Annotated in this window: 13 protein-coding genes; 5 read left to right on the forward strand and 8 right to left on the reverse strand. The window is 52.8% G+C overall.

From position 1 onward, the window contains the following. Positions 1-20 precede the first annotated feature (20 nt). From pgsA to WBJ47_RS13970, 7 genes are all read right to left on the reverse strand, one after another. Positions 21-599: a CDP-diacylglycerol--glycerol-3-phosphate 3-phosphatidyltransferase gene (gene pgsA, locus WBJ47_RS13940; RefSeq protein WP_422246230.1), complete on the reverse strand. Its 579-nt coding sequence runs from the start codon at positions 597-599 to the stop codon at positions 21-23. A 17-nt stretch (positions 600-616) separates the two neighbouring features. Next, positions 617-2,452 carry an excinuclease ABC subunit UvrC gene (gene uvrC, locus WBJ47_RS13945; protein ID WP_424585335.1) on the reverse strand — a complete coding sequence of 612 codons (1,836 nt, stop codon included), beginning with the start codon at positions 2,450-2,452 and terminating at the stop codon, positions 617-619. Next, a complete protein-coding gene (gene nagZ / locus WBJ47_RS13950) occupies positions 2,439-3,503 on the reverse strand; it encodes a beta-N-acetylhexosaminidase (RefSeq protein WP_422244290.1) in 1,065 nt (354 codons plus the stop codon). The genes uvrC and nagZ overlap by 14 nt, the downstream gene beginning before the upstream one ends. Next, positions 3,503-3,937 carry a holo-ACP synthase gene (acpS, locus tag WBJ47_RS13955; RefSeq protein ID WP_422244289.1) on the reverse strand — a complete coding sequence of 145 codons (435 nt, stop codon included), beginning with the start codon at positions 3,935-3,937 and terminating at the stop codon, positions 3,503-3,505. Before acpS ends, nagZ begins: the two co-directional genes overlap by 1 nt. A 12-nt stretch (positions 3,938-3,949) precedes the next feature. After that, the gene (locus WBJ47_RS13960; RefSeq protein WP_422244288.1) at positions 3,950-4,714 is read right to left on the reverse strand and encodes a pyridoxine 5'-phosphate synthase; all 765 of its coding nucleotides are present in this window, start codon (positions 4,712-4,714) and stop codon (positions 3,950-3,952) included. Between the two features lie 147 nt (positions 4,715-4,861). Beyond that, on the reverse strand, positions 4,862-5,833 hold the full coding sequence (locus tag WBJ47_RS13965; protein ID WP_422244286.1) for an ABC transporter substrate-binding protein: 972 nt from the start codon (positions 5,831-5,833) through the stop codon (positions 4,862-4,864). 15 nt (positions 5,834-5,848) lie between these two features. Next, positions 5,849-6,622: a spermidine synthase gene (locus WBJ47_RS13970; RefSeq protein ID WP_422244284.1), complete on the reverse strand. Its 774-nt coding sequence runs from the start codon at positions 6,620-6,622 to the stop codon at positions 5,849-5,851. Positions 6,623-6,794: 172 nt separating this feature from the next. On the opposite strand from WBJ47_RS13970, the gene WBJ47_RS13975 reads away from it, so the two are divergent. From WBJ47_RS13975 to WBJ47_RS13985, 3 genes are all read left to right on the forward strand, one after another. After that, entirely contained in the window at positions 6,795-7,061 is a 267-nt protein-coding gene (locus tag WBJ47_RS13975; protein WP_422244282.1) for a type B 50S ribosomal protein L31, read from the forward strand. Positions 7,062-7,164: 103 nt separating this feature from the next. Beyond that, entirely contained in the window at positions 7,165-8,901 is a 1,737-nt protein-coding gene (locus WBJ47_RS13980; RefSeq protein WP_422244280.1) for an ArnT family glycosyltransferase, read from the forward strand. Beyond that, positions 8,901-10,304, forward strand: coding sequence for an MATE family efflux transporter (locus WBJ47_RS13985; protein ID WP_422244278.1), 1,404 nt, complete (start codon positions 8,901-8,903; stop codon positions 10,302-10,304). Before WBJ47_RS13980 ends, WBJ47_RS13985 begins: the two co-directional genes overlap by 1 nt. Here WBJ47_RS13985 and orn read toward each other — a convergent pair. Further along, positions 10,291-10,884: an oligoribonuclease gene (gene orn, locus WBJ47_RS13990; protein ID WP_422244277.1), complete on the reverse strand. Its 594-nt coding sequence runs from the start codon at positions 10,882-10,884 to the stop codon at positions 10,291-10,293. The two genes, WBJ47_RS13985 and orn, sit on opposite strands and share 14 nt — an antisense overlap. 59 nt (positions 10,885-10,943) lie before the next feature. Here orn and WBJ47_RS13995 point away from each other — a divergent pair, with 59 nt between their 5' ends. Next, positions 10,944-12,188: a M48 family metallopeptidase gene (locus WBJ47_RS13995; protein WP_422244276.1), complete on the forward strand. Its 1,245-nt coding sequence runs from the start codon at positions 10,944-10,946 to the stop codon at positions 12,186-12,188. After that, positions 12,185-13,084 (forward strand): ribosome small subunit-dependent GTPase A, encoded by a 900-nt coding sequence (gene rsgA, locus WBJ47_RS14000; protein WP_422244275.1) that lies wholly within the window; start codon positions 12,185-12,187, stop codon positions 13,082-13,084. Before WBJ47_RS13995 ends, rsgA begins: the two co-directional genes overlap by 4 nt. Position 13,085 lies beyond the last annotated feature (1 nt).

Consider the following 13,085-nt stretch of genomic DNA (forward strand, 5'->3'; position numbering starts at 1 on the left):
GGGAAAGAACAACCCAGGCTTTAATCTTTTGCGGTCTTTTCTCGGATCACAGGCCATGCTCGCCTGAGGTAGTACAACATCGACCAGACGGTCAAAATCGCTGCGATGACAATCAGCACACGACCGATCGCAGCGAAAGGTATGCCAAGAAGCGTGTCGTAATAAAGCAAACAAGGAATCGCGATCATCTGAGCGGCTGTCTTGAACTTGCCAAGCCAATGCACGGCCACACTTGCGCTCGCGCCGATCTGCGCCATCCATTCGCGCAAAGCCGAGATAGTGATTTCGCGACCGATAATAACCAGCGCAATCATGACGTCGACGCGGTCAAGATTCAGCAAAACCAACAACGCAGCAGACACCATCAATTTGTCCGCGACGGGATCCAAAAAAGCCCCGAATGACGAAGTCTGGTTCCAACGGCGCGCAAGCCAGCCATCGAACCAGTCGGTTAATGCGGCAAAAATAAAAGCCAGACTTGCCGTGGTGTCACGGACAGGGATACTCATCCAAGCTTCGGGCAAGTAATAAAGCCCGACTAGGAGCGGAATCATGGCGATACGCAGCCATGTCAGGATGATGGGTATATTTAAAGGCATACGCTATGCTAACCCAGTTAGCGTAGAGAAAAATAGATACGCTCGGCCAACTCTGGGGAGATTCCCTCGACCGAGGCCAAGTCTTCGATGCTGGCATTGGCTACACCACTAAACCCGCCAAATCTTGCCAACAGACGCTGACGACGTTTGGCACCAATCCCGTCAATGTCCTCTAGGCGTGACACATTACGAGTCTTCGCGCGTTTGGCGCGCATTCCCGTGATGGCAAAACGATGCGCTTCATCCCGAATTTGTGCAATGAGCATCAGTGCGGCGGAGGCCTCGCCCAACACCATTGGGGCTCTATCGTCTGGGAAAATCAAGGTTTCCAATCCGACCTTGCGACGATCACCTTTAGCGACCCCGACCAACACCTCGGTATCCAACCCCAACTCAGCAAAAACCTGACGAGCGATTTCAACCTGCCCTTTGCCGCCATCGATCAGCACTAGACCTGGCATTTGTGCCTCACCATCCGCCACTTTGCCAAACCGACGGGTGAGTACCTGCCGCATCGCCGCATAATCATCTCCCGGCGTAATGCCTGCAATGTTGTAGCGACGATACAGCGATGGCTGCATGGCGTGATTTGCGTACACGACACAAGAGGCTTGAGTGGCCTCGCCAGCGGTATGACTAATATCAAAGCATTCAATATGCAAGCCTTCGAGCGCAACCGGGTCGGTGTCAAGATCGAGCGCCTCAGCAAGTGCTAGGGTTCGAGCACTTCGCGCGCCAGACTCCAGCAATGCACTCCCGAGTGCCATTTCCGCATTGCGCGTCGCTTGTTCAAGCCACGCTCTACGCACACCCTGCGGGCGACTAATAAAGCGAGACTTAGTTGACTTGGACTCTGCAATCAAATCAATCAGCTCTGCATCCGGCAAAGCATGCGAACCCACAATCACAGCAGGCAAAGGATGATCCACATAATGTTGTGCAATAAAAATCTCTAATACCTCTGCACTTGAATCGCCATCGGTATGGGTGGGGAAAAACGCGCGATCTCCCAAATGCCGTCCGCCACGCACCATGGCGAGGTTGACACATACTTTGCCACCGGACGAGGCCACCACAATGATGTCTGTATCGCTCTGATCCGAGTCCTCCATCGTTTGTTGATGCAAAACTTTCGCAAGCGCCCCCATCTGATCACGCAGCATCGCGGCCTGTTCAAACTCAAGTGCCTCAGCGGCGCGTTGCATGCGTCGCTCTATATCGCCCATGATTTCTTGCGTTTCACCGTTTAAAAAACGGGCGGCACGCGTCGCATCCTCGGCATAATCCGCCTCGGAAATCTCATCGACACACGGTGCAGAGCAGCGTCCAATCTGATGAAGTAGACAAGGCCTGGAACGGTTGGCGTAAACCGTGTCCTCACAGGTGCGCAGGCGAAATACCTTTTGCAAAATCTGGATCGTCTCGCGAACAGCCCAAGCGCTTGGGTACGGACCAAAAAACTGCCCTTTCTTTTGCGTAGATCCGCGGTAATACGCGATACGTGGCGCCACATGGCCTGACAGCATCAAATAGGGATAGGACTTGTCATCGCGAAACAGAATGTTATAGCGAGGACGAAGATTTTTAATCAGATTGTTTTCGAGAATCAGCGCCTCAGCCTCAGAGCGCGTGACTGTGACCTCAATCCTTACGACACGCGCCACCATGTGCCCGATACGAGGGCTTGAGGGGGTCTTTTGGAAATAAGAAGATACCCTCTTTTTTAGGTCGCGCGCTTTACCGACGTACAGAACCTCGTCTGCCGCATCAATATGCCGATAAACGCCAGGCAGATGCGGCAGTTGTGCGAGAAACGCCTTGATATCAAAAGCGATTGGCTCAGGCTCGCTCATGCAGCGCTTGTACCGATTTCAAGGCCTCAAGATAAGCCAATTGCTTTTGCAAGGATTTCCAGTCTGGGGCATCAGTTTTTGGCATCAGTCGTTCAATGCGTGCAAGAGAGTGGCGTGTCGACGTCCAATTCAGACGCGAAAGCAAATCATCTGCCAGATCAGGGCGATTGCAGACCAAGGCCATGTCACAGCCTGCATTCAGCGCAGCACGCGCACGCGCCAAAATATCACCCGCTACTGCTGCGCCTTCCATGGTGAGGTCATCTGAAAACACCACGCCGTCATAGCTGAGCTTTTTACGCAAAATTTCCTTGATCCATTTTGCTGAAAACCCAGCGGGCATGGGATCTACTTTGGTGTAAATGACGTGTGCGGGCATGACGGAAGGAATCACTTGGTCGCCTAGCCATTGATATGGCGCAGCATCGTGTTCCAGAATTTTTTTCAGCGACCGTGAATCGCGTGGCACGGCATGATGCGAATCTGCTGCAACCGCGCCATGACCCGGAAAGTGTTTGCCACACGCCCCCATACCGGCCTGGGCCAGTCCTTGGGACAAGGCACGCGCAAGCATCGCAACCACTCGCGGGTCCCCATCAAAAGCGCGATCTCCGATCACGCTACTCACACCAAAATCTAAATCCAGGACCGGTGTAAAGCTCAAGTCGACGCCACAGGCGCGCAACTCAGCACCCAACACATAGCCCACATCTGTTGCCATGCGCATGGCGTTCATAGGATCCTTGAGCCAGGCAACGCCTAGGCTGCGCATTGAAGGAAGTGTTGTAAAGCCGTCTGTACGAAACCTCTGTACACGACCGCCTTCGTGATCGACCGCAATCAATAAGCTTGGCGTTCTTAATTCATGAATGCGCTTGGTCAAGGCAACAAGCTGTTTACGCGAGCTGAAGTTACGTGCAAAAAGAATGACGCCGCCTACTAGCGGATGAAGCAACCGTGCCTCCTCCGCGGCCGTCATGACAGTGCCTGCGACATCGACCACCAAAGGGCCTCGAGGAATAGAGGGTCTGCTTGCTTCGGTCATGTTCATTACTCTCCAGAAAAATTTGTGCTCATTGACGCTTCTGGGCGGGTTTCCACCACGACATAAGCCGCGCCATACTCTGATTCGTCAGTCAGAGAAACATGGGCAGGCCCAAAGCGGGACTCGTACCACTGGGCTAATGGCCCAGATAAAACAATGGCAGGTCGCCCACCTTTCATGTTCAAGGTTTGCATGCGTGTCCACCACATAGGCATCCGCATGCCCAAACCCACTGCCTTTGAAAAAGCCTCCTTGGCGGCGAAGCGTGTCGCCAAATAGCGAACACCACGACCGCGATCGCGCGCGGCTCGGGCTTTAAACACGCGCAACTCATCTTCACCCAGAATTTTTTCTGGAAATCGCTCAGGGTGACGCTGCCAAGCCCGATCGATACGATCCATCTTGACTAGATCCGTGCCAATACCAGCAATTGCACTCAAGTCGACCTACCTTTAATTTTTAAGCGTTGGCATCGAGATGCCTCGTTGTGCGTTTAATCTTGCCTCAATCATGCATGCTTTCATATTGCGGATGGTATTTTCCCAACCGTCGAATATCGCTTGCGCCACGATGGCATGACCAATATTGAGTTCAGCAATACCTGGGAGTGCAGCGATCGGTGCGACATTACCAAAATGCAAACCATGGCCTGCATTTGTTCGCAAGCCTTGAGAAACCGCCACAGCAATAGCCTTTTGTAAACGGCTTAACTCGGCTGCGGCCTGTTCAGCGGTTTTGGCTTCAGCATAGGCGCCGGTATGGAGTTCGATCACGGTCGCGCCGGTGTCGACTGCCGCCCCGATCTGGCGCGCATCTGGATCAATAAACAAAGACACGCGAATACCGCTCGCCTGAAGCTGTTCGACAGCTGCTTTAACTGTGGCAAAACCGCCCAGTACATCCAGACCACCTTCGGTCGTCAGTTCAGTTCGCTTCTCGGGAACAAGGCAAACATCTTGAGGGACAACTTTGCACGCAATCGCTAACATTTCAGGCGTGATCGCACACTCTAGATTCATGCGTGTACGTAACTGCGGCCGCATGGCGAACACATCCGCATCCTGAATATGGCGCCGGTCCTCGCGCAAATGCAGGGTAATCAGATCTGCACCGGCATCCTCGGCCAGCAGGGCCGCTTTGATTGGATCGGGATACGTCGTGTGACGCTGTTGTCTCAGTGTTGCGACGTGATCAATATTGACGCCAAGATCAATCATGGTGAAGTTCTCTAAAGTGTTGTGCGGTTGACTGCGCAGTATGTATGAAGCGATAACCTGCTCAATGTGAGATTATCATGCGCATTGTGATCAATCGTCATTCCGCGCATAAGGTCGTTTCAAAGTGAGGGATTTCGTTGGAAAATTCTATTGAACCAACGGTCGGGCCACTTTTGAAAATGCTGGTGTAAAAGTGACCGCCTGTTTGAGTGCAGCTTGCAAATTCGTATAGATAGGCGGATTTGCAACGACCTCTGGCGCAATAGCGCCTGGCTTGGCGCCTCGCAAGATCCGCAATGTCAAGCGTCCTGCCGCAGACCCAATATCTTGATCGGTGAGATCAACCGCCGCGACGGCGCCCGCGCGGACATCGCTGACGTCCCACCCAACAAGCGGAATCCGAGCATCGTTCGCGACCTGGACGAGCGATGCGTAACCTTGGCTCACAGTCCGGTCTGTTAAGGTTTGGAAGACATCAACCTTTTCGATCAAACTGCGGGCGGCTGAGCCAACATCCAGCGGACGCAATATGGTTAATTCAATCGCGATCAAACCCGACCCGCTCAAATTTTCCTGAAATTCACGCACTTGCGCCACCGAGCTTGCATCGGAGGGGTTGTACAGCACACCCACGCGGCGTGCCTTGGGGAAAAGCTGCTTGAGCAACGCCACCCTCTTTTGCAATGACAACGCATCCGACACGCCAGTGATGTTGTTGCCTGAGGGCCCCATGCTTGTGACGACCTCACCGGCCACCGGATCGGTGATGCCAGCAAACACAACAGGAATTTGTTTTGTATGTAAAACAACCGCTTGTGTGGCAGGCAATGACAGACTGACAATGACATCGGGCCGACCCCTGATCATTTCTAAAGCCAGTTGCTGAACTTGTTCAGGCTCACCTTGTGCATCCACCACTCTGAGCTTGAGATTACGCCCCTCGCGGAAACCCGCGCTTTTTAGCACCTCTCGAATGCCGTCCACCATCTCCACAGAGGACTCATCCTTCTGATAGGACAAAATCGATACAGATTTTGTTTGAGCTGAGGACTCGACATTGACGAGTAGCAGCCCTAGCCCTAACGCTAGCCAACATACACCCGGTATACGTATTTTCATCAAAATTAATATCAGTTAAACGATCAATATGCCGTCTTTGGTGCGGCCCTGCATGGAACGTACCCATTTTCTTGCGGGCAGACCATATTGTGACTCGACCACCTCTGCGCGAGCGAGTAACTGCTCAATTGCAATCTCAATCGGCGGGCCCTTAAAAGCCAACACCACCTGATTGCCAGCATCAATCTGGGGCAAACTCAGCAACCGCCCCCCGAAGGCCTCGCTTAAGCGTCGTATGTTTTTTTCAAAACTCGCATGCGCACCAAAAAGATTAATGGTCACCACCCCCACCTCTCCGAGGACGCTGTGGCATTGCTGATAAAACTCTAGCGAATCGCGAACGGGACCTGCCGCCTCGCCATCATACAGATCAACCATCAGCACTTCGCATGACTCCCGATTGTGGGCATCAGCCACCCACGCACCTGCATCAAGATGCTCAATCAACATTCTATTGGGTCTGGGAAGTTTGAAATACAACTCACATGCCGAGGTCACGAGCGGATTCCACTCGACTACTCGGAGTGTGCTGGTCGTATGTTTTAAGCAAAAGCGTGCCAAGGACCCCGCTCCCAAACCCAGCATGCCAATCGCTTGCTGGCGCGGGGGAGCCAAAAACAGGAGCCAAGCCATCATTTGGGCCGTGTATTCGAGGACCAGCTCAGCGGGTTTTGACACCCACATTGCGCCTTGTACCCACTCAGTCCCGAAGTGCAAGTATCGAATGCCACCTCCTTCTGAAATTGTGGGTACTTCATGCAGCGGAGCTGTATTTTTTTTCCAAGCCATTGTTAAAAAACACCTTTTTTTTCCAAATTCTGCTGTCAGAATAGCACTCTCACATTGCGAAATCTCATCTTTGCCTGTAGAATGACGGACTTAGATTAGGATACGTGGCTGTATTAGAAAGAAGTAGTGCTTCAGTTGCAGCTGGCGACCCGTCCAACCCAGAGGATTTAAAATGAAAGACGAGATTCACCCAAATTACCGCGACGTAGTGTTCGTTGACCTGCAAACAGGCAACAAATTCATTACCCGCTCGACACTCAACAGCCGCGAAACGATTGAAATGGATGGAAAAACCTATCCTCTGTTCAAGTGCGACGTGACTTCAGAATCTCATCCTTTCTACACCGGCGCTCAAACACGTATCGTCGAAACTGGCCGCGTTGAAAAGTTCCGTGCCCGTTTTGCCCGTACCTCTGGCACCAAAAAGGCGTCTGCCTGATCTGCTTCTTAGGTCAGTTTTCGCAAAAAGAGGCGGCCTCCAGGCTGCCTTTTTTTTGGTAACTTAGTCTTACACCCCTCAATTTAAAGGTTTGAGTCCGCGCGTGTCGCCCTCCTCTACCCAATCCACACCGGCAAGACTCACTGCCAACGCCTCCGCCAAGCTACCAAGGCTCGTGCTGCTCATACTGGCGGTTGCCTACGTGTTGGCAGGCCTGTACGGCCGCGACCCATGGAAAACAGATGATGTACTAAGTTTGGCCACCATGCTGTCTGCGCTTGAGTCTCAAGGGGCAGACTGGCTTGTTCCGCACCTTGGAGATCTCAAGCTTACGCAAGATGGTCCACTCTCAATGTGGGTGGGCGCGATTCTGATTCATTTGTTTAGTCCCTTACTTGGGGAGATAGGTGCTTCGCGCCTCATTAACCTGTTGTGGTTTGGAATCACGCTGAGCTGTGTCTGGTATGGCACCTACCTGCTTGGACGTCGAAACGAGGCACAACCTCTCGCGTTGCCTTTTGGCGGAGAACCTACCGTCAAGGATTACGGTCGACTGATCGCGGACGTCGCGGCACTTTTATTTCTTGCCACGGGTGGAGTACTACTACGCTTTCATGAAACCTCTAATGTCCCGGCGAACCTCGCATTTCAAGCCATAGGTTTTTACGCTCTTGCACGCATGATGGACAAGCCGAAAATGGGCATGTTGATGCTGGCACTCGCGCTTTCTGGTGCCTTCTTGACCCGGGCCTGGCCTGGTCTCGTGCCACTTTTGCTCACACTACCCATCGCCTTTCAAAAACGCTCTGTTCTTTGGCCCTCGCGATATTACGCGTTGGTCGCGATTGTGCTGGCCGCACTGCTGATTGCGAGTTGGTGGATACCGACCATGCGCCTTCATCCTGCCTGGATGAAGGAATGGCTGTACTGGAACCAACTCAGCTTTGGTTTGCCAGAGTATGAAAATGCGGTGCGTCCCCTACGTGATTTGCCATGGTTTCTTTGGCCGACATGGCCTCTGGCACTTTTAGCGCTCTGGCAATGGCGTCGCTGGACGACTGCGCCTCACATCTGGATCCCGCTCTCGTTTGTCCTCGCTGCGTTGCTGATGATGTTGATTTCTCCTCAGTCTGATGAGGCTGAGTATGTTTTATTTGTGTGTCCTCTAGCCGTTCTGGCAGCCTTTGCTATTCCCACGATGCGTCGGGGCGTCATCAACACCTTGGACTGGTTTGCCTTAATGAGCTTTTCAGTCGCGGTAGCGTGCGTCTGGATCGGCTGGTTTGCACTTCACTTTGGCATCCCCAAACAAATCTCTCTCAACATCGCCCGTCAGACGACCGGCTACGAACCACAAATTGTTTGGTGGGCTGTGAGCCTTGCGATAGTCTGTACGCTTTCTTGGGGTGCAATGATCCTATGGAGAGTCAAAGCAAACCCGAACGCTTTGTGGCGTGGTTCTCTTTTGGCTGCAGGTGGACTGACCATTACGTGGATCATGCTGGTGTTGCTTTGGCTTCCTGCCGTGGATTACGTTCGCAGCTATCGACCCATGTCAGCTGAGATTCGCCAAACACTCGAGGGTTTGTCAGAAACACCCGGAGAGCTTGCCTGCCTAAGAGAACAAGGTCTCGCTCTCGGCCCGCGCGCTTCGCTTTACGTGTTTGAGCATATTGAATTAGTCTACGACACAAAATGTCCTTTTGTGTTGCAGCAAACGACGCGAAAAAAACTTGAAAGTGGCGAGGCTGGTTTTAGTGATAGCGCCGAGGTCCTTTGGCAAGGCTCACGGGGAGCCGACCGTTTTGATCGCTACCGCATTCTGCGTCTTTCCAAATAATGAGTGTCGTCGACACCTCAGCACGCTCTTTTGGTGCAACGCTCCGCGCCATCTTTAAGCAAGCCTGGCCTATCTTAATCAGTCAATGGGCGAGCATGGCCTTTGGCGTGCTAGACACTGCGATGACGGGCCATGCGGGCCCGATCGATCTTGCCACGATGGCATTGTCCATTTCCATTTATATCACTGTCTTTATTGGACTGACGGGCGTGATGCATGCGCTGATTCCCATTCAGGCGCAATATGTTGGCGCAGGCAAACTCGAGCGTGTCGGGCAAACATGGGGGCAAGGCATCTGGGTTTCGCTGCTCTTATCCGTGCTGGGTGGCGCGGTTCTTTTATTTCCTGATGTTTGGCTGAGCTTTTCCGGCGACATTGATCCACTCGTGCGCGCCAACATTAAAAGTTACCTGCTTGCCTTAACGTGCGCACTGCCCGCCGCGCTGATGTTTCGCACCGTATATTCCCTCGCGAATGCTGTCTCGCGCCCTAAGCTCATCATGACGATCAACTTAGTCGGCATTGCACTCAAAATATTTTTTAACTGGCTACTCATTTTTGGCAATTGGGGCTTACCGGCCTTGGGTGCGACTGGAGCAGGCATTTCCTCCGCGATTGTGTTTTGGATCAATCTTGCAATCGGGATGTGGATCGTGACGCGAACGCCATTTTTCAAACAGTTTCACTTAAAACTGGGGCGTCCTCAGTGGTCAGAAATATGGAGCATTTTGCGCCTCGGCATTCCGATGGGAGGCTCCTACTTGGTCGAAGTGAGCGCCTTTACCTTTATGGCGCTGCTGGTGGCCCAAGAGGGCACCGCAGTCATTGGCGGTCATCAGATTACCTCTAATCTGGCCGCGCTCGCCTATATGATGCCGATGGCGATTGGTGTGGCGACGGCAGCTCTGGCCGCACAAGCCATTGGAGCCGGGCAAATGCACCAAGCGCATCGCACAAGCATGATGGGCTTGGTGATCGGACTGGGCGGCGCACTGATTACCGCCTGTGGTCTTTATTTTGGGCGCGAGTCTATTGTGGCGCTGTATACCAACGATCCTGCTGTGGCCACGATCGCACTATCGCTGCTGGCACTCCTACCGTTCTTTCATGTGGTCGATGCGATGCAATGCATCAATAGCTATTTATTGCGGGCACACAAGGTTGCCGTCGTCCCACTATGCCTGCAAATCTTTGCATTGATGGTCGTGGGACTGCTCGGCGGATGGTGGTTAGGCTTTGGGCCAGGCAAAGGCCTCATCGAGCCTCTGCGCAATCAACTGTTGGCCGGCTCTCCCGTCGGTGCAGGCAGTATGTGGCTCATGGCTACGATTGGACTCGCGATCTCTGCCATCTTGTTACAGGGCTGGTACCGCCACATCATCAAAGGTTTCAAGCCAGTTTGATGAAAGTCTCACGGTAATACTTGAGCTCATCGATCGACTCGTAAATATCAGCAAGCGCTTCGTGCTTGCTGCGTTTTTCAAAGCCCTTTAGTAACTCGGGTCTCCAACGACGTGCGAGCTCTTTAATCGTGCTGACGTCAACAGTTCTGTAGTGAAAAAACTGCTCAAGTTTTGGCATGTAATTAAACATAAATCGCCGGTCTTGACTCACAGTATTGCCACACAGTGGAGACTTGCCTGCAGGCACGTGCTGGGAGAGAAACGCAATGAGTTGGGTCTCGGCTTGTTCTTCAGTCAAGGTAGACGCTTTCACTTTATCTGTCAGGCCGCTTTTACCGTGCGTGGAGCGATTCCAGCTATCCATAGCATCCAGCAAACTGTCCGGCTGATGAATCACCAGCACTGGCCCCTCCGCCACGATCGTCAAATCAGGCTCAGTCACCACAACAGCGACTTCGATGATGCGCTCTTTCTCAGGATCCAACCCTGTCATTTCCATGTCGAGCCACACAAGTCGGAACTCATTCAGGACTGTTTTTGCAGTTTGGGGAGATGCTTTCTGAGAGGGGGGGTTAGCCATATAATCAATCCAGTTAAAACGTGATTTTCTCACATGCTGCCATAAGGCTATCTTGACCCATGCTTACGATACTTTTTATTGCTTTCCTACTTGCGACGATCGGCACCCGTTTGTGGCTAGCAAGCCGCCAACTCAGGCATGTTGTTAGCCATCGTGAAGTGGTTCCCGCAGAGTTTGCCTCCCGCATCGGACTACCGAGCCACCAGCGAGCAGCGGACTACACCGCCGCTAAGGTTCGCTTGGGCATGGTTGAGTTGGTATTTGATGCCGCGATCTTAGTAGGACTGACCTTGCTTGGCGGACTCCAGCACATCGACCTGTGGGTCAGCACACTCACGACACATGACTTATTGCGTCAGGTGCTCTTGATTGTGGCGGTCATGTCGTTGCTCGGCGCGCTCGGCTTACCCTTCTCCATTTACCGTCAATTCAAGCTTGAGGCGCAGTTTGGCTTTAACCGCATGACACCCAAGCTCTTTTTCGCAGATTCCGTCAAAGGCATTTTGATCGGCGCCGTACTCGGCTTACCTCTGATCGCTGCAGTGCTATGGCTGATGGCTGAGGCTGGTGATTTCTGGTGGGCATGGGCGTGGGGGCTCTGGTCAGTGTTTAACCTCTTGGTTCTGTTCATCTTCCCGACTTGGATCGCACCACTTTTCAACAAATTTACCCCCCTCGAAGACCAAGCGCTTGCACAACAAATTCAGGCACTTGCACAGCGTTGTGGATTTTCTCTGAACGGTCTGTTTGTGATGGATGGTTCCAAACGTTCGGCCCATGGCAATGCCTATTTCACGGGCTTCGGTCGCGCCCGTCGGATTGTATTTTTCGACACCCTGCTCGCTCGCTTGAGTGCAGATGAAATCATTGCAGTGCTAGCGCATGAGTTAGGTCACTTCAAACACAATCACATCTTTAAACGCCTCGCCCTCAGCTTTGCTGGATCCTTGATATTTTTCGCCATTTTGGGCTGGCTCGCGCAGCAGGTCTGGTTCTACACAGACCTCGGCGTTGTTCCGCAACTGGGCGGACGCAATGATGCCATGGCGCTCATTCTGTTCTTTATGGTGGTGCCCGTTTTTACCTTCGGTCTCACCCCCTTGTTTAGCTGGTTTTCTCGCAAGGATGAGTTTGAAGCGGATCGCTTTGCCAGCGATCAAAGCTCCGCAGATCAGCTGGTATCCGCGCTCATCAAGCTCGTGGATGACAATGCATCAACGCTTACTCCAGATCCGCTTCACTCAGCCTTTTACGATAGCCATCCTCCTGTTGCGACTCGTATTCGTCAACTGTTGGCGTCATGACAGAACGTCTGCGCGGTCGCGTCATTGCAGCCCATGGGCGACATTACAGCGTCGAAGTCGAGGGAGGCACCTTAATCAAGTGCTTTCCCAGAGGTAAAAAGAATGATGCGGCTGTGGGTGACTATGTCGCCATTTCCCGCCAAGGTCAGGATGAAGGTGCGCTTGAGTCGATTCTGGAGCGCAAAAATCTCTTGTTTCGCTCCGACGAATCGCGCAGCAAGCAGTTTGCCGCTAATGTCGATCAACTATTGATTGTCATTGCGGTGGAGCCTGCCTTTTCGGATGACCTCCTTGGTCGCTCCTTGGCAGGCGCGTGGTCTGCAGATATCTCGCCCATCATCTTATTGAACAAAGTTGATCTGGTGGCGGGCATGCCTGCGGCACAAGCAAGGCTTGCACCCTTTCGTTCACTCGGAGTGCCGATCATTGAAATTTGCGCGCGTGATCCCGTCAGTGTCCAGACGCAGGTCTTGCCACTCCTCAAGGACAAAACCTCTCTGCTACTAGGCCAAAGCGCCATGGGCAAGTCGACCTTGCTCAATACGCTTGCACCTTTAGCCCAAGCTGCAACTCAGGAGCATTCTGTGGCGTTAGGGGCTGGCCGACACACCACGACAAGCACACGTCTGTATCACCTGCCCGAGGATGGCGGAGATCTCATTGACTCCCCCGGCTTTCAAGGTTTTGGCTTGTTGCATTTGAGTCGCGAAGAAATCGAACGTGGTTTTCCAGAGTTCAGCGCTCACAGAGAGCACTGTCGGTTTTACAACTGCACGCATCAGCACGAGCCAAATTGCGGAGTGCTAGCCGCTCTCGCGCGCAAGGAAATTAACCCCGCCCGCCATGCGCTTTACCTGCGCTTGATTCAGGCTAAAGAAGACCACGAAAGTTATTAGA

Source organism: Zwartia sp., from assembly GCF_049655405.1.
Taxonomy (GTDB): domain Bacteria; phylum Pseudomonadota; class Gammaproteobacteria; order Burkholderiales; family Burkholderiaceae_B; genus Zwartia.

Bases quoted from the DNA above. Each gene is read 5' to 3' on its own strand.
- pgsA (WP_422246230.1), bottom strand. From the start codon at position 599: ATGCCTTTAAATATACCCATCATCCTGACATGGCTGCGTATCGCCATG.
- uvrC (WP_424585335.1), bottom strand. From the start codon at position 2,452: ATGAGCGAGCCTGAGCCAATCGCTTTTGATATCAAGGCGTTTCTCGCA.
- nagZ (WP_422244290.1), bottom strand. From the start codon at position 3,503: ATGAACATGACCGAAGCAAGCAGACCCTCTATTCCTCGAGGCCCTTTG.
- WBJ47_RS13960 (WP_422244288.1), bottom strand. From the start codon at position 4,714: ATGATTGATCTTGGCGTCAATATTGATCACGTCGCAACACTGAGACAA.
- WBJ47_RS13965 (WP_422244286.1), bottom strand. From the start codon at position 5,833: ATGAAAATACGTATACCGGGTGTATGTTGGCTAGCGTTAGGGCTAGGG.
- WBJ47_RS13970 (WP_422244284.1), bottom strand. From the start codon at position 6,622: ATGGCTTGGAAAAAAAATACAGCTCCGCTGCATGAAGTACCCACAATT.
- WBJ47_RS13975 (WP_422244282.1), top strand. From the start codon at position 6,795: ATGAAAGACGAGATTCACCCAAATTACCGCGACGTAGTGTTCGTTGAC.
- WBJ47_RS13985 (WP_422244278.1), top strand. From the start codon at position 8,901: ATGAGTGTCGTCGACACCTCAGCACGCTCTTTTGGTGCAACGCTCCGC.
- orn (WP_422244277.1), bottom strand. From the start codon at position 10,884: ATGGCTAACCCCCCCTCTCAGAAAGCATCTCCCCAAACTGCAAAAACA.
- WBJ47_RS13995 (WP_422244276.1), top strand. From the start codon at position 10,944: ATGCTTACGATACTTTTTATTGCTTTCCTACTTGCGACGATCGGCACC.
- rsgA (WP_422244275.1), top strand. From the start codon at position 12,185: ATGACAGAACGTCTGCGCGGTCGCGTCATTGCAGCCCATGGGCGACAT.